This window comes from Streptomyces sp. NPDC058401 (assembly GCF_042722885.1).
Lineage (GTDB): Bacteria > Actinomycetota > Actinomycetes > Streptomycetales > Streptomycetaceae > Streptomyces.
Map to the genome: position 1 here is coordinate 1 of NZ_JBHXKA010000093.1, position 17,139 is coordinate 17,139.

General features: G+C 70.8%; 16 protein-coding genes and 2 tRNA genes. 15 read left to right on the forward strand and 3 right to left on the reverse strand.

Annotated elements, in window-relative coordinates:
• Positions 1–37: 37 nt before the first annotated feature.
• Both ACFWNV_RS27995 and ACFWNV_RS28000 read right to left on the reverse strand, forming a co-directional pair.
• A complete protein-coding gene (locus ACFWNV_RS27995) occupies positions 38–1,243 on the reverse strand; it encodes a glycosyltransferase (protein WP_383952357.1) in 1,206 nt (401 codons plus the stop codon).
• Complete coding sequence (locus ACFWNV_RS28000) at positions 1,240–4,119, reverse strand: CDP-glycerol glycerophosphotransferase family protein (RefSeq protein ID WP_383952358.1); 2,880 nt, start codon at positions 4,117–4,119, stop codon at positions 1,240–1,242. Before ACFWNV_RS28000 ends, ACFWNV_RS27995 begins: the two co-directional genes overlap by 4 nt.
• A 156-nt stretch (positions 4,120–4,275) precedes the next feature.
• On the opposite strand from ACFWNV_RS28000, the gene ACFWNV_RS28005 reads away from it, so the two are divergent.
• The 7 genes from ACFWNV_RS28005 (at position 4,276) to ACFWNV_RS28035 (ending at position 11,084) form a co-directional block, all read left to right on the forward strand.
• On the forward strand, positions 4,276–5,277 hold the full coding sequence (locus ACFWNV_RS28005) for a glycosyltransferase family 2 protein (RefSeq protein ID WP_383952360.1): 1,002 nt from the start codon (positions 4,276–4,278) through the stop codon (positions 5,275–5,277).
• Positions 5,277–5,795, forward strand: a complete 519-nt coding sequence (locus ACFWNV_RS28010) for a GtrA family protein (RefSeq protein ID WP_383952362.1) — start codon at positions 5,277–5,279, stop codon at positions 5,793–5,795. Before ACFWNV_RS28005 ends, ACFWNV_RS28010 begins: the two co-directional genes overlap by 1 nt.
• A gap of 120 nt (positions 5,796–5,915) precedes the next feature.
• Positions 5,916–7,043, forward strand: a complete 1,128-nt coding sequence (gene proB, locus ACFWNV_RS28015) for a glutamate 5-kinase (RefSeq protein WP_383952364.1) — start codon at positions 5,916–5,918, stop codon at positions 7,041–7,043.
• A gap of 34 nt (positions 7,044–7,077) precedes the next feature.
• Complete coding sequence (locus ACFWNV_RS28020) at positions 7,078–7,539, forward strand: hypothetical protein (RefSeq protein ID WP_383952399.1); 462 nt, start codon at positions 7,078–7,080, stop codon at positions 7,537–7,539.
• 347 nt (positions 7,540–7,886) lie between these two features.
• Complete coding sequence (locus ACFWNV_RS28025) at positions 7,887–9,164, forward strand: glutamate-5-semialdehyde dehydrogenase (RefSeq protein ID WP_383952366.1); 1,278 nt, start codon at positions 7,887–7,889, stop codon at positions 9,162–9,164.
• Between the two features lie 77 nt (positions 9,165–9,241).
• Positions 9,242–9,808, forward strand: a complete 567-nt coding sequence (locus ACFWNV_RS28030) for a hypothetical protein (protein ID WP_383952368.1) — start codon at positions 9,242–9,244, stop codon at positions 9,806–9,808.
• A 67-nt stretch (positions 9,809–9,875) separates the two neighbouring features.
• Complete coding sequence (locus tag ACFWNV_RS28035; protein ID WP_383952370.1) at positions 9,876–11,084, forward strand: hypothetical protein; 1,209 nt, start codon at positions 9,876–9,878, stop codon at positions 11,082–11,084.
• Here the strand turns inward: ACFWNV_RS28035 and ACFWNV_RS28040 are convergent.
• The gene (locus ACFWNV_RS28040; protein WP_383952372.1) at positions 11,068–12,171 is read right to left on the reverse strand and encodes a M48 family metallopeptidase; all 1,104 of its coding nucleotides are present in this window, start codon (positions 12,169–12,171) and stop codon (positions 11,068–11,070) included. The genes ACFWNV_RS28035 and ACFWNV_RS28040 overlap by 17 nt on opposite strands.
• A gap of 141 nt (positions 12,172–12,312) precedes the next feature.
• Between ACFWNV_RS28040 and ACFWNV_RS28045 the strand changes: the two genes are divergently transcribed.
• The 8 genes from ACFWNV_RS28045 to ACFWNV_RS28080 all read left to right on the forward strand — a co-directional run bounded on the left by ACFWNV_RS28045 (position 12,313) and on the right by ACFWNV_RS28080 (position 17,072).
• A complete protein-coding gene (locus tag ACFWNV_RS28045) occupies positions 12,313–12,480 on the forward strand; it encodes a hypothetical protein (protein WP_383952374.1) in 168 nt (55 codons plus the stop codon).
• Positions 12,481–12,578: 98 nt separating this feature from the next.
• Entirely contained in the window at positions 12,579–13,196 is a 618-nt protein-coding gene (gene nadD, locus ACFWNV_RS28050) for a nicotinate-nucleotide adenylyltransferase (protein WP_243334788.1), read from the forward strand.
• 24 nt (positions 13,197–13,220) lie between these two features.
• Positions 13,221–14,978, forward strand: coding sequence for an LCP family protein (locus tag ACFWNV_RS28055; RefSeq protein WP_383952377.1), 1,758 nt, complete (start codon positions 13,221–13,223; stop codon positions 14,976–14,978).
• A 141-nt stretch (positions 14,979–15,119) separates the two neighbouring features.
• A complete protein-coding gene (rsfS, locus tag ACFWNV_RS28060; protein ID WP_383952379.1) occupies positions 15,120–15,566 on the forward strand; it encodes a ribosome silencing factor in 447 nt (148 codons plus the stop codon).
• Between the two features lie 95 nt (positions 15,567–15,661).
• Positions 15,662–16,282 carry a histidine phosphatase family protein gene (locus ACFWNV_RS28065; RefSeq protein ID WP_383952401.1) on the forward strand — a complete coding sequence of 207 codons (621 nt, stop codon included), beginning with the start codon at positions 15,662–15,664 and terminating at the stop codon, positions 16,280–16,282.
• Positions 16,283–16,394: 112 nt separating this feature from the next.
• A tRNA-Ala gene (locus tag ACFWNV_RS28070) sits at positions 16,395–16,467 on the forward strand.
• A gap of 135 nt (positions 16,468–16,602) precedes the next feature.
• On the forward strand, positions 16,603–16,836 hold the full coding sequence (locus ACFWNV_RS28075) for a hypothetical protein (RefSeq protein WP_007264019.1): 234 nt from the start codon (positions 16,603–16,605) through the stop codon (positions 16,834–16,836).
• A 163-nt stretch (positions 16,837–16,999) separates the two neighbouring features.
• Positions 17,000–17,072: transfer RNA gene (locus ACFWNV_RS28080), tRNA-Ala, on the forward strand.
• The last annotated feature ends 67 nt before the right edge of the window (positions 17,073–17,139 follow it).

Here is a 17,139-nt window from a genome sequence, read left to right on the forward strand (position 1 = left end):
TGCGTACGTGCGTACGTACGTACGTGGAGCGTCGGGCTCAGCGCTCCAGGAAGGAGAACAGCTCCTCCCACCGGTCGGTGATCTCGGCGCTGGAGTACCGCTGCACGTTGCGGAAGGCGGTGTCGCCGAGCCGGTCGCGCAGTTCGCGGTCGGCCATCAGCCGGTCGAGGTGTCCCGCCAGCTCCATCGTGTTGCCGAGCCGGGCCAGCAGCCCGTCCTCGCCGTGCGTCACGATCTCCCGCACGCCCGGCGCGCAGTCGAAGGCGGCCACCGGCACGCCCGCGGCCATCGCCTCCAGCAGGGTGATGGGGAACCCCTCGGCGCGCGAGGCCTGGGCGAAGACGGAGGCACCGTTCAGGGCGCCCAGCACATCGCCGGTGCTGCCCATCCACTCCACGGAGCCCTCCAGGCCGAGCCCGGCGGCGTGCGCGCGCAGGGTCGGCTCCTCCATGCCCGCCCCGTAGATCCGCAGGACCCAGTCGGGGTGGTGCGGGGAGGCGTCGGCCCACGCGTCGAGCAGCAGGTCGACGCCCTTCTCGAAGGCGAGGCGGCCGACGCTCGCCACGACCTTCCCGGTGCGCGGGGCGGGGGAGTCGGGCATGAACGGCAGCGGGTTCGGCATGCTGGACACGTTCTCCATGCCCGAGCGGATCCAGAGGTCGGCGTCCTCGGGGGTCAGCACGAGCATGCGGTCGACGTCCCGGTAGAACCGGCGGACCCGCTGGCCCCGGGTGGACTTGTTGCTGGCCTCGAAGGACTCGTGGCTCATGCCGATGACCGTGCAGCCCTTGGTGTCGGCGAGGGCCAGCCACTCCATCGCCCAGACCTGGGTGACGATCACCACGGCGCCGGGACGGGCCGCGCGCAGCAGCTCGCCCAGCTGGTCCGCCTTGGCCCGCATCTTGGCCCGGCGGGCCGCCTGGCGGCGCCGTTCGGGTGCGTTCAGCCGGCCCTTGATGCCGTGCAGCCGGCGGGCCGCCGGCGGGTGGGACTCGTACAGCGTGGTCACCGCGTAGGGCAGGTTCGCCGGGAGCTGCTGGCGGATCTCCTCGGCGACGGGGGCGATGCCGACGACGTGCACCCGGTGTCCGCGCTCGCTGAACAGCCGGGCCATCTGGTGCGACCAGGTGGTCACGCCGCCGAGCTCGTCCACGCTGTTGGAGACGAGGAAGACGTCACGGCCGCCGGCTGGCCCCTCCGGGGCTTCCGGGGTGTGCGGGGCGGTGGAAGTCTGCTGGCTCACTTGCCGCTCCTGGTGAAGAACTTCTCGACGATCCGGCGGGCCGCGTCGCCGCGGTCGTACTCGCCGAACTCGGCGAGGAAACGCTGGCGCGCCTCGGCGTACTTGGCATCCGCCTCGTCGAAGGCGCCGAGGGCCTGGAGCAGTTCGTCCGCGGTGGCGACCACCGGGCCCGGGGCCTTCTCCTTGAGGTCGAAGTACGTGCCGCGGATGTCGGTCGCGTACTTCTCGTAGTCGTACGCGAAGAACAGCATCGGCCGGTCCAGGACTGCGTAGTCGAACATCACGGACGAGTAGTCGGTGATCAGCCCGTCGGCGAGCGCCAGCAGCGGAGTGATGTCGTGGTGCCGGGACACGTCGATGACCCGGCCCGCCACCGACGGCGGCAGCGTGACGCTGTTGAGGTAGTGCGTGCGCACCAGCAGGGTGAAGCGGTCGCCGAGCCGGTCGGCGAACTCCTCCACGTCGAAGGGGAACTCGAAGCCCTCGACCGCGCCGTCCGCGTTCGCCCGGAAGGTCGGCGCGTACAGCAGCACCTTCTTCTCCGGGTCGATCCCGAACTCGCCCGCCAGGGGGCCGCGGACCCGCTCTCCGCTGTTCGCCTCGGAGCGGTGGGCCGCGACCAGGGCGTCGTTGCGCGGGTAGCCGGTGCGCAGCAGCACCTCGTCACGCAGCCGGAAGCCCTTGGCGAGGGTGCGGGCATCGTGCTCGGAACGGATCAGGAAGTGGTCGAAGCGGTCGACCGCCGCCTGGAACCGGGCCTGGCCCGCACGGTCCTGCGCCTTGGTGCGGGGCTCGTGGAAGCCCATCCGCTTCAGGGCCGAGCCGTGCCAGGTCTGGATGTACGTGGTGCCCGGGCGCTTGGCCAGCGCCAGCGGGAAGCCCTGGTTGTCGATCCAGAACTCGGCCTGGGCCAGCGCCCGCAGGTAGGCCCAGCTCCAACGCCGCACCAGGGTGGCCTCCTTGGGGAAGCCGGTGGGCCTGCCGCCCGCGTACGACCAGATCGCCTCGAACTGCACGCCGGAGCGCACCAGTTCCTCGTAGATCGCCTTCGGGCTGTCGCTGTACTGCTTGCCCATGTGGCTCTCGAAGACGACCGTGCCCTTCTTGATCGGCAGCTTCGAGAAGACCTCGTGGTAGACCTTCACCTTCTGCTCGCCCGAGCCGATGTTGCGGCGGGCCCGCAGGGCCCTGCGCAGGCCCCGCTTGACCACGCCCGCGGCCTTGCCGTGCATCGCGCTGTTGATCAGCGTCTGGGTGCGCACGGCGGCGGCGCCCTCGGCGGTCAGGACGTAGGAGAGGTTGCCCTTCTTGGTCATCTCCGCCTCGAAGCGGTCGGAGACCAGCCGGGTCAGCCTCGGGCGCACGCGCAGCCGGGCGGCGTTCTCCAGGTCGACACCGCCGACGGAGACGCGGGTGGTGAGCCGGTCCTTGCCGGCCGTCAACTTCAGGCGGACGTCCCAGACCGCGTCGATGATGCCGAGCGGGCGGACCGTGCTGCCGACGTCGGCCGTGGCCTTCCACTCGATCGTGTCACCGGCGTGGCGCACGGTTGCCACCGGGAAGCTGAAGGAGCGGACGCCGATCTGCCGGCGGGCCCGGAACTCCAGCGAGGCCTTCAGCTCCGCTTCGGGGCGGATCCGGCCCAGCGGGTTCACCACGGCACCCGACAGGGTGACCGTGCCGCGGCCGTCGTCCTCGTACGCGGTGAGGCGGTTGCCCAGGGTGAGGGAGGTGAGCGGCGCACCGGCGTAGCCCTGGTCGGTGACGTCCAGTATCCGCCGGGCCTCGTCGGCGTCGGGGCCGTCGATGTGCCGCTCGCACCAGTAGACGCGCCCGTCGCGCTCGGCGAGCGGGGAGGTCAGCCGCCCCTGGTTGGTCATCGCGTCGGCGGCGGGCAGGAGGTTGTCCCAGTCCTCCTTGCCGAGCAGGTAGGCGCAGATGGCCTGGAGGTTGCTGACGTTGTCGTACGCGGCCGGGTCGATGCCCGCCAGATAGCCGTTGGCCAGCCGGGCGAACTCCTGGCGGTAGGCGTCACCGAGCAGGGGCAGGTCCCGCAGGTGGAGCACCAGGTCGTGCTTGAGGAACTTGGCGTCCTTCGCGGACTTGATCTCCGCGTGGCCCTTGGCGGCGAGCAGCTCGTCGACGCGGCGGTGGATCTCCATCCGGTGGACGAAGTTCTCGATCTCGTGACGCCGGTTGCTGATCGACTTCGCCGAAGCCTTCTCGATCACGTTCCAGTAGTAGACGTGGTTCGGGATGAGCGTGATGCGGCGGGCGGCGACGTAGGCCTGCGCGGAGAAGAGCAGGTCCTCGTAGTGGATGCCGACCGGGAACTCCAGGCCCTGCTCCAGCAGGAACGCGCGCCGGTAGCACTTGTTCGTGGAGAGGGTGTCGTAGACCAGCAGGTCCGGGTACTCGGTGATCGACTCCAGCGTGCGGGTGCGCGCGTAGATCCACGGGTACCACTCGGTGGTCTTGCCCCAACGGCTGTCGAGGTGGACCCGGACGCACATGCCCGAGACCAGGTCGGAGCCGGTCCGCTCGGCGGCGTCCAGCATGTTGCGGCAGGCATTGCGTTCCAGCACGTCGTCGCTGTCCAGGAACATGACGTAGGTACCGGTGGCCTGCTGGATGCCGTGATTGCGCGGGGCACCGCAGCCGCCGCTGTTCTCCGGCAGCCGGAAGGCGCGCACCCTTCCCGGATGCGCGGTTTCGAGCTCCTGGGCGACCGCGTAGGACCCGTCCTTGCTGCAGTCGTCCACGATCACGACTTCGACCCCGTGCAGGGTCTGGTCCAAAACCGACTGGACGGCTGCCGGGAGACGCTCTGCGTCGTTGTAGACGATGACGACCACGGAGACGTCAGGCACGTGCACCTCGATCCCTCTGATTCATTCCGCTTATCCCGTCAAAGCTACCGTGTGCCGCACTGACACCCGGCAGGGCAACCACCGCCGTGCATACTTCTAAGGAAGAGGTGAGTGGCAGGTCCGGTCGCCGTAAATCACCCGTTCGGACCGCAGGAAGTGTTCATGAAGCTGTCTGTAGTAGTCCCTTGCTACAACGAGGAAGCCGTCATCGACAGCTTCGACACGGAGATCCGCAAGGTCCTGGACGCGCTGCCCGTCGAGTACGAGGTCTGCTACGTCGACGACGGCAGCCGCGACGGGACCCTCGGCAAGCTCCGCAAGATCGCGGCCCAGCACGCCGACCGCACCCGCTACGTCTCCTTCAGCCGCAACTTCGGCAAGGAGGCCGGCATGCTCGCCGGCCTGCGCGAGGCGACCGGCGACGCCGTGGTCATCATGGACGCCGACCTCCAGCACCCGCCCGAGCTCATCGCCACCATGCTCGAGTACTACCGGCAGGGCCACGACCAGATCATCGCCCGCCGCACCCGCGAAGGGGACAAGAAGCTCCGCACGGTGCTGAGCCGCCTCTACTACCGGGGCATCAACCGCTGGGTCGACGTGGAGCTCACCGACGGCGTCGGCGACTTCCGGCTGCTGTCGCGGCCGGCCGTGGACGCGCTGCTGTCGCTGCCCGAGTACAACCGCTTCTCCAAGGGCCTGTTCTCCTGGATCGGCTTCGACACGGTCCACTTCGACTACCGCAACGCGCAGCGCGAGGCCGGCGAGACGAAGTGGAAGTTCGGCGCCCTGCTGAACTACGGCATGGACGGGCTCATCTCCTTCAACAACCGGCCGCTGCGCATCGGCATCTGGTCGGGCGTGTCGCTGGTGGCCCTGACGGTCCTCTACGCACTGTGGATCGCCGTCATGGCGATGACCAACGGGGTGGACTCCCCGGGCTACGTCACGATCGTCGCGCTCATCGCGGGTCTGGGCGGCGTCCAGATGATCATGCTGGGACTGATCGGCGAGTACATCGGCCGCATCTACTACGAAACCAAGCGCCGGCCGCACTTCCTGGTGAAGGAGGCGCACGGCGCCGACCGGACGGGCGCGTCCACCGACGTCCGGGACGCGCTGCTGCCCGAGGCCCAGGCCGTTATCGCGGAGCGAAGCAACTGATGTCACGCACGAAGAACGGCCGGCCGGACGGACGGGCGGATGGACAGCCGGACGGACAGGCGGCCACGGACCCGGTCGCGGACCGGGCCGCGGACCGGAAGGCCAAGCTGGGGCAGATCATCCGGTTCGGCCTCGTGGGCGGGGTCAACACCGGAACCTTCTACGTCCTCTACCTGGTCCTGCACCCGTGGATGCCGTACTTCGCCGCCTACTCCCTCGCCTTCGTACTGGCGATGGTCGGCTCGTTCTTCATGAACACCTACTTCACCTACCGGACCCGGCCGACCTGGAAGAAGTTCCTGCTCTTCCCGCTGACCAACATCACGAACTACGTGATCCAGTCCGCAGGCCTGTACGCCCTGGTGAGCTGGGCGGGCATGAACACCAAGATCGCCCCGCTGGTCGCGGCCGTCGTGGCCATCCCCTTCACCTTCGTCCTCTCCCGCAAGATCCTCATTCCGGGGACCTCCGGCGCGGCCGGGGAACCGGAGCAGACCCACAGGGCGTCCACGGTCTGAAACCCCTGGGCGTCCCCGCCCGCACACCCCGTAGATTGAACGGGCGGGTTCGACAGGTTCGCAGGTTCGGCAGGTTCCAGAGGTTCCTGTTCGGCGAGGGTCAAGGGTCAGGGGACAGAAGTGTCAGCGGCTAGGCAGGGTGTGCTCGACGCGCGCAGGATCGTGGTCAAGGTCGGCTCCTCCTCCCTGACCACGGCGGCCGGCGGACTCGACGCCGACCGGGTGGACGCACTGGTCGACGTACTGGCCAAGGCGCGCAGCGGCGGCGAGAAGGAGATCGTCCTGGTCTCCAGCGGAGCCATCGCCGCCGGACTCTCCCCCCTCGGCCTGCGCCGCCGCCCCACCGACCTGGCCCGCCAGCAGGCCGCCGCCAGCGTCGGCCAGGGCCTGCTCGTCGCCCGCTACACGGCCTCCTTCGCCCGGTACGGCATCCGCGTCGGCCAGGTGCTGCTCACCACCGACGACACGAGCCGGCGCGCGCACTACCGCAACGCCTACCGGACCCTGGACCAGCTCCTGGCCATGGGGGCGCTGCCCGTCGTCAACGAGAACGACACCGTCGCCACCGACGAGATCCGCTTCGGCGACAACGACCGCCTCGCCGCACTCGTGGCCCACCTGGTCCGCGCCGACCTCCTCGTCCTGCTCTCGGACGTCGACGGCCTCTACGACGGGGACCCGTCCCAGCCCGGCACCAGCCGCATCGACGAGGTGCGCGGCCCCGAGGACATCGCCCACGTCACCATCGGCAGCGTCGGCAAGGCCGGCGTCGGCACCGGCGGCATGGCCACCAAGGTCGAAGCGGCGCGCATCGCCGCGGCAGCCGGCATCCCCGTCGTCCTCACCTCGTCCAGCCAGGCCGCGGACGCACTGGCCGGGCGGGCGACCGGCACCCTCTTCCACTCCACCGGACGCCGCTCGACCGACCGGCTGCTCTGGCTCCAGCACGCTTCCACCCCGCAGGGACACCTCGTCCTGGACGACGGAGCCGTCCGCGCGGTGACCGAACGCGGCAGCTCGCTGCTGCCCGCAGGCATCGCCGCGGTCGAAGGCGACTTCGTCGCCGGGGACCCCGTGGAACTGCGCGCGGCCGACGGCCGGGCGGTGGCGCGCGGCCTCGTCAACTTCGACGCCAAGGAGCTCCCGCAGCTCCTCGGCCGCTCCACGCGCGAGCTCGCGCGGGAACTCGGACCCGAGTACGAGCGGGAGGTCGTCCACCGCGACGATCTGGTCCTGCTGCAGGGCTGAGGTTCGGTAAAACCGCCGCGCGGTGAGCCGAGGACTGGTCAACTGTGAGGGGCGGACACGCGTAGCGCAGACAAGGAGGCGGCTGGTGAGACGAGCGCTGACCAGCGTCGGCACCGGGGACGGTGACATCGGCGGGGCCGGGGAGGGACAGGACTCCTCCCGCCTGTGGCACATCACCCTCAGCGTCTCCGGGAAGCCCGCGCCGCTGTGCGACGTACGCCGCGGGCTGGAGCAGCTCGCCTACGACCACCCCTTCCTGCTGACCAGCCGCTACGCCGACGACCACGCGGAGATCCGCTACTGGGAGGAAGCCCGCGACCTCCACGACGCGGCGGCCGTGGCCCTGCGGCTCTGGGGTGAACACCGCTCCTCTGCGAAGCTCCCGCCCTGGGAGATCGTCGGCCTCGAAGTCATCGACCGAGCCACGTACCACCAACGCGTGGCCGAGGGCTACGGCCCACCCCCGGCCCACCCCATGGGCGTGCACCCCTATTAGACGCGGCACGCGCACGACTCGGCGCTCCGCGCACATGCGGCCCGGGGCAGGCCATATCCAGCCCCGCCGGCGTTTGAGGCGCGGGTCCGGGCGGAGCCCGGGGAACGGTGGAAGGGCGGGTAGGGGACCCGGCCCCGCAGGGCAGCCCACCCGCACCCGCCCACCGGGCCCACGCCGGGACGGCGGCGGCGGCAGCCCCGACCGGCCACCGCCGGACGGAGTCCGGCGCCGCGGCGCGAAGCCGGTAAGCCCCGCCAGGGCCGCACCGCGCGGGGGCCGCGTCAAAAAGGTGTCTCGGGGGGTGGAACCCCATCGGGCCAGGGCTGGGCGGGGATTACCCTGGCGGCATGACCTCGCTCGATGCCACGACCTCGCCCGTGATCGCCACCGCGCAAGCGGCCCGCACCGCCGCCGCGGCCATCGCCCCGCTCCCGCGGTCCGCCAAGGACAAGGCCCTGCTGGCCATCGCGGACGCGCTGGAGGCCCGTACGGCCGAGATCGTCGAGGCCAACGCCGTCGACACGGCGAAGGCGGCCGCCGCCGGGACCAGTGAGACCGTCATCGACCGTCTCACCCTCACCCCCGACCGCATCGCGGCCATCGCCTCCGACGTCCGCGACGTCGCGGCCCTGCCCGACCCGGTCGGCGAGGTCGTCCGCGGTTCCACGCTCCCCAACGGGATCGACCTCCGCCAGATCCGCGTCCCGCTCGGCGTCGTCGGCATCATCTACGAGGCCCGCCCCAACGTCACCGTCGATGCCGCCGCCCTCTGCCTGAAGTCCGGCAACGCCGTCCTCCTGCGCGGCTCCTCCTCGGCCTACGCCTCCAACACCGCCCTCGTCGCCATCCTGCGCGACGCCGTCGTGTCCGCCGGGCTCCCCGCCGACGCGATCCAGCTCGTACCGGGCGAGTCCCGCGACTCCGTCCGCGAGCTGATGCGCGCCCGCGGCCTCGTCGACGTCCTCATCCCGCGCGGCGGCGCCTCGCTCATCAAGACCGTCGTCGAGGAATCCATCGTCCCGGTCATCGAGACCGGTACCGGCAACTGCCACGTCTACGTGGACGCCCAGGCCGACCTGGCCATGGCCGTGGACATCCTCGTCAACTCCAAGGCCCAGCGCCCCTCCGTCTGCAACTCCGCGGAGACCCTGCTCGTCCACCGGGACATCGCCGACGCCTTCCTGCCCCTGGCCCTGGACGCCCTCGCCGACGCCGGCGTGACCGTCCACGGTGACGCGCGGGTGCTCGCGTACGCGGAGGACTCGAAGGTCACCGCCCTCCCGGCCACCGACGAGGACTGGGCCGCCGAGTACCTGTCGTACGACATCGCCGCCGGTGTCGTGGACTCCCTCGACGAGGCCGTCGCCCACATCCGCCGCTGGACCTCCGGGCACACCGAGGCGATCGTCACCACCTCGCAGGCCGCCGCGCGCCTCTTCACCCAGCTGGTCGACTCGACCACGGTCGCCGTGAATGCCTCCACCCGGTTCACGGACGGTGGTCAGTTCGGCTTCGGCGCGGAGATCGGCATCTCCACGCAGAAGCTGCACGCCCGGGGCCCGATGGGGCTTCCCGAGCTCACCTCGACCAAGTACATCGTCACCGGCGACGGTCACGTACGGTAGTCGGCCCCTGAACACGGTGTGGCCGGATTTCGGCCGACACCCTGCCCAAAGGTGTCCCTCAGGTCTACGCTGGTCTCGTGCCGGACGACGTGGGGGGCAAGCCGTTCCCGGAGGACGGGACCCCCGAAGAACATGCAGACGACCGCGGAGGCGCGGACAAGGACTTCGCCTCCGTGGTGTTCGACGAGGACTTCGTCCGGAATGCCGAAATCCGTGAACCGAGCGCCGCGGAGCGCCAGCGGGCCGGCGACCGGGCGCGCGCCGAGGCGGCCGAGGCCGCCCGCGCCGCCTTCGCCGGAGGCTGGACGGGCGACGAGGACTACGACGCGTACGCCTACGGCGGCGACGGCTACCACTCCGAGGACTCGGGCTGGGACCACGGCCACGGAGCCGGCACCGCGGAAGGCCCGTACGGGGCCTACGGCGGCAGCCTGCGCCCCTACCGCGGCCGCTCGCCGTGGCTGCGCCCGGTCGCCTGGGTGCTCGCCTTCGTGATGGGCCTCGGCATGATCGCGCTGGCCTTCAGCGCCGTGTACCGCAGCGCGGCGAGCGACGCGGAACCGGCTCCGGCCCCCGCCAGCACCCCGATGGGCGAAGTCACCGGTGCCGGAGCGTTTATGGACCGCGTCAGCCGCCAACCCTGAAGGTACGACCCCGCTCCCATCGCCGGAGCCGGGGGCTTCTCTGGAGCGGGGACAGCGGGGAGAAGCGATGGCCATGCCAGGAGATCCGCCGAACGGCACCCCCGAGGGTGCCGGCGGGGCCGACGACGAGTTCCGGTCCGACGAGTACCGGTCCGTGGTGTTCGACGAGGACTTCGTCCGGGCTGCCCGGCTCCAGGAGTTCTCGGCACAGGAGCGCATGGGCGAGCACGCCCGCGCCGTACGGAGCCGCTCGATCTGGTCGACCGGCGCGGGCCATCCGGGATCCCGGGGCGGCTCGGGCGGCGGGGCGGCCCGGCAGGGCCGGATCATCGTGCTGTGCATTGCCCTGGCGCTCGCCGGCGCCGTCTACATGGGGCTGCGCAACCCCTACGTGCCGCCCGCCGGGGACCCGGCCCAGGCGATGAGCAGCACCGTCGTCCCGCTCGCGCCCACCGAGCCCGTACCGGGCGGCAAGCCCGCCGACCTGTACGCGCACAGTCCGGCGGCCCAGTACCGCATCGGGGCGGCCGGGATCACCTTCCCCGGCGTGCGCCGTACCCGCCACTTCACCGAGGAGCAGGTCCAGACGGCGCTGACCATCGCCAAGGACTACCTGGTGCAGTCCTCCCTGGACCCCGACGTGCTGTCGGGCGAGGCCTCGCGGCCGGTGCGCGTCCTGCTCGACCCCGACCAGCTGACCCAGTTCGACCAGAGCATGCTCGCCCCCGCCGGCAACGGGCGGCACGCGATCACCGGCTGGCTCGTCCGCTTCGACCCGGCGACCGCCGTGGTGGCCGACACCCGGGTCCGGGTCAGCGGGGTCCTCGCCGCGGCGGAGGTGGCCCCGAACGGACTGGAAGTGACCACCGACCACACCTTCGTCTACGCCGTGCGGCCGGCCACCGGCCTGCCGGCCGCCGCGGACGGGGCCTCGCTCTTCACCGTCCGCCGGGAGCTGCGGCTGCGCTTCGACCGCGACGACCTCACGGCCCGGCGGGCGGAGCTCGTCTCGGCCTACGTGATGGCGGGCCCGCAGGCCTGTTCCGCCGACCCGGCCGGAGGTTTCCGCCCGCTGACGGCGGGCGCCGGGCCGACCACGACCGGCCCGGCCGCGACCGACCCGTACGCCAGCGGCAGTCCGCGCCGCACGGCCGGGCTGTGCGGGGTGCTCGCACCGACGGCCGCCGCGGAACCGCCGCAGACGCCGGAGCCACCGCAGTCGCAGGCCCCGGCGTCATCGTCCGCCCCGGGGCAGGGCGTCAGCCCTGCTCCGTAGTACCGCCCTTGCCGGAGCCCTTGTCCTCGCCGCCGGTGTTCCCGCCACCGCCCGTACCCGTGCCCGCACCACCGGTGAACTTGTCCCGCAGCTTGCCGCCCAGGTCCGCCGTACCGCCGGCGATGTCGCCGACCAGCTTCAGCAGCGGGTCCTTGCTCGTGCGGACCGTGTCGGCGTAGTGCGCGGCGGACTGCCGGAAGGAGTCGGCCACCGAGGTGTCCTTGTCGTCCTCGCGCTTCGGGTAGTGGCCGTCCATGATCCGCTGGTGGTCCCGGTTCTGCGACCACTTCTTCAGCTCGGCCGCGCGCACCGTGGTGAAGGGGTGCGTCCGGGGCAGCACGTTGAGGATCTTCAGCACGGAGTCGCGCAGATCGCCGCCCTGCTCGTACTCCTCGGCCTGGGCGAGGAACGCGTCGACGTTCATCTCGTGCAGGTGGTTGCCGCCCGCGAGCTTCATCAGCCCGCGCATCGAGGCCTGCACGTCCTGGCCCACCAGCAGCCCCGCCCGGTCCGCGGACAGCTCCGACTTGCGGAACCACTCGCGCAGCGCCGTCACGAGCCCCATGATCGCCACGTTGCCCAGCGGGATCCACGCGATCTTGAGCGCCAGGGTCGTCAGGAACAGCAGGATCGTGCGGTACACGGCGTGCCCCGACAGGGCGTGGCCCACCTCGTGGCCCACCACCGCCCGCATCTCCTCCTCGTCGAGCAGCTCGACGAGGCCCGTGGTGACCACGATGATCGGCTCGTCCAGCCCGATGCACATGGCATTGGGCTTCGGGTCCTGCTGCACGTACATCTGCGGGACCTTCTCCAGGTCCAGGATGTAACAGGCGTCCAGGAGCATCGCGTGCAGGTGCGGGAACTGCGTCTCGCCCACCCGTACGGAGTCCGACAGGAAGAGCAGGCGCAGACTGCGCTCCGGCAGCAGCCCGCTCAGTGCCTTGAAGACCGTGTCGAATCCGGTCAGCTTGCGCAGGGCCACGAGCGCGGACCTGTCCGCCGGATGCTCGTACGCCCGTGAGGAAATACCGGGGAACCTCTTGCGGTCCCGCGCCGGTGCCTTCTCGAATCCGGTCTCCGTCATAGCGCCCTCCCCGTTGGTGTGTGCGGCCACCCGCCCGTCTATCCTCTCCAACGCCTGAGTCGACGTGAGCGTGCCCCAGGCCCCCGCATACGATGTGAGCGAAGTCTCCGCCCGCTCCCCGACTCGATAGGTACCTGCCTGATGAGCCTCGCCTCCACCGCCCACAACCTGGTCGTCCTCGCCTCCGAGGGAGCCGAGCAGCACGGCGGCAACCACGACAGCCTGAGCCCGTACCTGACCGGTGGCGCGGCCTTCGGCATCCTCCTCCTGCTGCTGTGGGTCACCACGCGCCTGAACCGGGACCGCTGAAGCCCCGAGACCCCCGAGCAGTCGGAACGCCCGGTACGCCGAGTACGAGCCCGTAGGCGGGTCCCTGCCGCGCCACCGGGCCAGTAGGCTCTGCGCTCATGGGAGAGCAGGAAATGCCTACCGGCCCGGTCAAGCGCAGGCTCGGCGTGATGGGCGGGACATTCGACCCGATCCACCACGGACACCTGGTGGCCGCCAGTGAGGTGGCCGCGCTGTTCCACCTCGACGAGGTGATGTTCGTACCGACCGGCGAGCCGTGGCAGAAGTCGCAGCGGGCCGTGTCGTCCGCCGAGGACCGGTATCTGATGACGGTCATCGCGACCGCCTCGAACCCGCAGTTCTCGGTGAGCCGCATCGACATCGACCGCGGCGGCCCGACGTACACGATCGACACCCTGAGGGACCTGAGCGCCCTCAACGACGACGCCGACCTCTTCTTCATCACCGGCGCCGACGCCCTCGCGCAGATCCTGACCTGGCGGAACGCCGAGGAGCTCTTCGCCCTCGCGCACTTCATCGGCGTCACCCGGCCGGGCCACGTGCTCACCGACGACGGACTGCCCGAGGGCGGCGTCTCCCTCGTGGAGGTTCCGGCGCTGGCCATTTCGTCCACGGACTGCCGTGCCCGCGTGGCCAAGGGGGATCCTGTCTGGTACCTCGTGCCCGACGGCGTGGTCCGCTACATCGACAAGCGTGAGCTGTACCGGGGAGCCTGAGCTTCCGGAGAGAGGGGCCCCGCGGTGAACGACCGACACGAGCCGTACGACCCGTATGCCGGCCAGGAGCAGCAGCTCGTCGGCTACGACGCGTACGGGCGGCCGGTGTACGGCCAGGTGCCCGCGCAGCCCGCACCCGACCCGGGGCCCCCCTACGAGCAGCAGCAGTACGAGCAGGGCTACGGCTACGACTACCAGGGGTACGGCCAGCAGCAGGCGCAGCAGGCCCCGCAGCCCCAGCAGTACTACTCCCCGCAGCCCCAGCAGCAGGCCCCGCCGCACTACCCGCAGCAGGCGGCCTCCCAGGCCCCGCAGTACGGGTACGACACCCAGGGCGTCCCGCAGTACGACACCCAGGCCACCCAGCAGTGGATCCCGCAGCAGGCCGCCCCCGAGGCCCCGCCGCAGGCGCCCCTGCGGGCCCCCGTGCCCGAGCCGGAGTTCCGGCCCGCCGCGGCGCAGGTCCCGGAGCCCCGCCGGGCGGAGGGGCCGGGCGGGCCGGGCGGGCCCGGCCAGGACCCCTCGTACCGCACCGAGCAGTTCGCCTTCATCGACCAGCCGGACGAGGACTCCGAGGACGTCATCGACTGGCTCGCCTTCACCGAGAGCCGGACCGAGCGCCGCGAGGAGGCCCGCCGGCGGGGCCGCAACCGGGTGGTGGCGCTGATCGTCGTCCTGGCCCTCTTCGTCGTCGCGGGCCTCGGCTACCTCTGGTACGCGGGCAAGCTGCCGTTCCTGGAGGGCCCCGGCAAGGCGTCGAACGGCGCGTCCGCCACGGGTCCGCAGAAGCGCGACATGATCGTCGTGCACCTGCACAACACCAAGAAGGGCGGCACCTCCACGGCGCTGCTCGTCGACAACGTGACCACCAAACAGGGCGCCACCGTCCTGGTGCCGAACACCCTGAACGTCACCAAGGACGACGGCACCACCGCGCAGCTGGGCAAGGCCGTCGAGGACGGAGGCCTGGGCGTACGGGAATCCCTTGACTCGGTCTTCGGCACCCGCATCGGCGGCACCTGGCGGCTGGACACCCCCTTCCTGGAGAACTTCGTGGAGCTGGTCGGCGGCATCGAGGTCGACACCGACGTGGCCGTCCCCGCGGACGACGCGGCGAAGGTGCCCGCCGTCGGCCAGGGCCCGAAGCAGAGCCTCAGCGGTGCGATGGCCGTCGCGTACGCCACGTACCGGGCGCAGGGCGAGCCGGAGGCCAAGCAGCTGGACCGGCTCGGCAAGGTCCTGCTGGGCCTGCTGCGCAAGGTGCCCGGCGATCCGAAGTCGGCGGCGATGACCGTGGAGACCACCGGCCAGATCCTGGACCCGGCGCTGAACGCGCAGACGCTGGGCGCGCTGCTGTCCAAGCTCGGCGAGCACGCCAAGGTGGGCGCGTACCGCACCGACGTGCTCGGGGTGAAGGCGGACGGCGGGCTCACGGACGAGGCCAACAAGAAGGTGGTCAAGGAGGTCCTCGGCGGCTCCGTCACGGAGGCCCAGCCCGGGGCCCTGCCGCGGGTCGGCCTGAAGGACGCGACCGGCGACGACAAGACGAACACGGCGGCGAAGGCGGCCCTGCTCAACGGCGGCTACACGCTGGTGGACGGCGGCAAGGCCGACAAGACCGCTCCGGCCTCGCAGATCACGTACCAGGACGACGCGCAGCGGGACAAGGCGGTCGAGGTCGCCAAGACGCTGGGGCTGCCCGAGACGGCCGTGAAGAAGGCCGAGAACGCGGTGAACGCGGACGTCGTGGTGACGCTGGGCAAGGATTACAAACCGTCCTGACCCCTTCCGAGGCCTACTGCGGCCTACGGCGGCGGCGCCCGTCGGGTACGGCGCCGCCCGCGCGGCACGCTGCGCGCGGGCGGCGTCGGCGGTACATGAGACCCTTGTAAGGATCTGCCCGCCAACCCGAAAGCATGGCCAGTGACCGCCACGGACCGCTCCATCGAGCTCATCACCGCCGCCGCCCAGGCCGCGGCCGACCGGCTCGCGCACGACATCATCGCGTACGACGTCAGCGACGTGCTGTCGATCACCGACGCCTTCCTGCTCGCTTCGGCGCCCAACGACCGCCAGGTCAAGTCGATCGTCGACGAGATCGAGGAGAAGCTCCTGAAGGAGCTGGGCGCCAAGCCGGTGCGCCGCGAAGGCGACCGCGACGCGCGCTGGATCCTGCTCGACTACATCGACATCGTCGTCCACGTGCAGCACAGCGAGGAGCGCGTCTTCTACGCGCTGGAGCGCCTGTGGAAGGACTGCCCCGAGATCGACCTCCCCGAGGACGCCAAGCTCACCAAGGGCAAGGCCGAGGAGTACGCCGCGCTGCGCGCCGCGCAGGGCGACGACGATCTGGACGGTGATCTGTTCTGAGCGCGACCAACGAAGGCACGACCCCTGGCGGCACGACCACTGGCGGTACGACCCCTGGCGGTACGACCAGCGGCAACGGCCGGACCAGCCGCAAGATCGTCCTGTGGCGGCACGGCCAGACCTCCTGGAACCTGGAGCGACGCTTCCAGGGCTCCACGGACATCGAGCTGACCGAGGCCGGTGTGGCGCAGGCGCGCCGTGCCGCCCGGCTGCTCGCCTCGCTGAAGCCCGACGCCATCATCGCCTCGGACCTGATGCGCGCCGCCGCCACGGCTGCCGAGCTGGCGGCCGTCACGGGTCTGGCGGTGACGCACGACGAGGCGCTGCGCGAGACGTACGCCGGTGAATGGCAGGGCCTCACGCACGACGAGATCCTGGACAAGTACGGCGACCAGTACGCGGCGTGGAAGCGCGGCGAGGCGGTCCGCCGCGGTGGCGGCGAGCTGGAGACCGAGGTCGCCGACCGGGCCGCGCCGGTGGTGCTGGACCACGCGGACCGGCTGCCCCCCGGCGGCACGCTCGTTGTGGTCAGCCACGGCGGCACCATCCGTACGACGATCGGGCGCCTGCTGGGCCTGGAGTCGTACTACTGGGAGGGCCTGGGCGGGCTCTCCAACTGCTGCTGGTCCGTGCTGGGCGAGGGCGCGCGCGGCTGGCGGCTGATGGAACACAACGCCGGCACGCTGCCCGAACCGGTCCTCGGCGACGACGACTGAGACCACCTCGGAGCGGCTCCCACCCGGATTTCACTTTCCGGCTGGTCACAGGCTAGAGTTCTTCTTGTTCGCAGCGCAGAACACCGGAAACGGGGGGAGCGTCGCGGAGAGCGGGGCTATAGCTCAGTTGGTAGAGCGCCTGCATGGCATGCAGGAGGTCTGGAGTTCAATTCTCCATAGCTCCACAATCAAGATCCCGTCCCCAACAGGGGGCGGGATCTTTGCTTTTGTCCACAGCTGCCCGAGCGAGCACCGGCATGGCAGAATCGGACGGCCGGAGGGGGACACGACGGCCCGACGCGGGAGGGAGTCGCTGACGGATGGGTGCACACCGGCGGCGGTGCGACTGGTGCAACAACGGCACGCCGATCGTGCGGGACATGGAGCCGGTCAATCCCGACTACCAGTACTGGTGCGAGGAATGCGCGCGGGCGCTGATCATAAAAGGCGACCCGATCGAGACGTACCGCGAGCTGGAGGGCGAGCCGATCTACGGGCGGCTGCTCGACGAGCACTGCACGCTGAAGCGGTTCTACCAGTTCGCGCGTGCGTGACGCAGGGACGTGCGGCTCGCCAGGATATGTGACGAACTGCCACGAAGCGGACATGGCCCGGGACCCGCGGAAACCGATTTTTGGACCAGGGCCATCACCGTGTAATGTTTGGGATGTCGCCAAGGGGAACCGGAAACGGGCCAGGAAGCGGCAGGTAGGACGAGGGGCTATAGCTCAGTTGGTAGAGCGCCTGCATGGCATGCAGGAGGTCTGGAGTTCAATTCTCCATAGCTCCACAGGAGAAGAAGCGGGCCACCCGAAAACGGTGCCCCCCTATCGTTTTTCCCCCACCGAAACCCAGCC

Excerpts from the sequence above, each read along its gene's own strand:
- ACFWNV_RS28040 (WP_383952372.1), bottom strand. The coding sequence starts at position 12,171 with ATGACGGAGACCGGATTCGAGAAGGCACCGGCGCGGGACCGCAAGAGG.
- ACFWNV_RS28005 (WP_383952360.1), top strand. The coding sequence starts at position 4,276 with ATGAAGCTGTCTGTAGTAGTCCCTTGCTACAACGAGGAAGCCGTCATC.
- ACFWNV_RS28045 (WP_383952374.1), top strand. The coding sequence starts at position 12,313 with ATGAGCCTCGCCTCCACCGCCCACAACCTGGTCGTCCTCGCCTCCGAG.
- ACFWNV_RS28010 (WP_383952362.1), top strand. The coding sequence starts at position 5,277 with ATGTCACGCACGAAGAACGGCCGGCCGGACGGACGGGCGGATGGACAG.
- ACFWNV_RS28025 (WP_383952366.1), top strand. The coding sequence starts at position 7,887 with ATGACCTCGCTCGATGCCACGACCTCGCCCGTGATCGCCACCGCGCAA.
- ACFWNV_RS28035 (WP_383952370.1), top strand. The coding sequence starts at position 9,876 with ATGGCCATGCCAGGAGATCCGCCGAACGGCACCCCCGAGGGTGCCGGC.
- nadD (WP_243334788.1), top strand. The coding sequence starts at position 12,579 with ATGGGAGAGCAGGAAATGCCTACCGGCCCGGTCAAGCGCAGGCTCGGC.
- ACFWNV_RS28075 (WP_007264019.1), top strand. The coding sequence starts at position 16,603 with ATGGGTGCACACCGGCGGCGGTGCGACTGGTGCAACAACGGCACGCCG.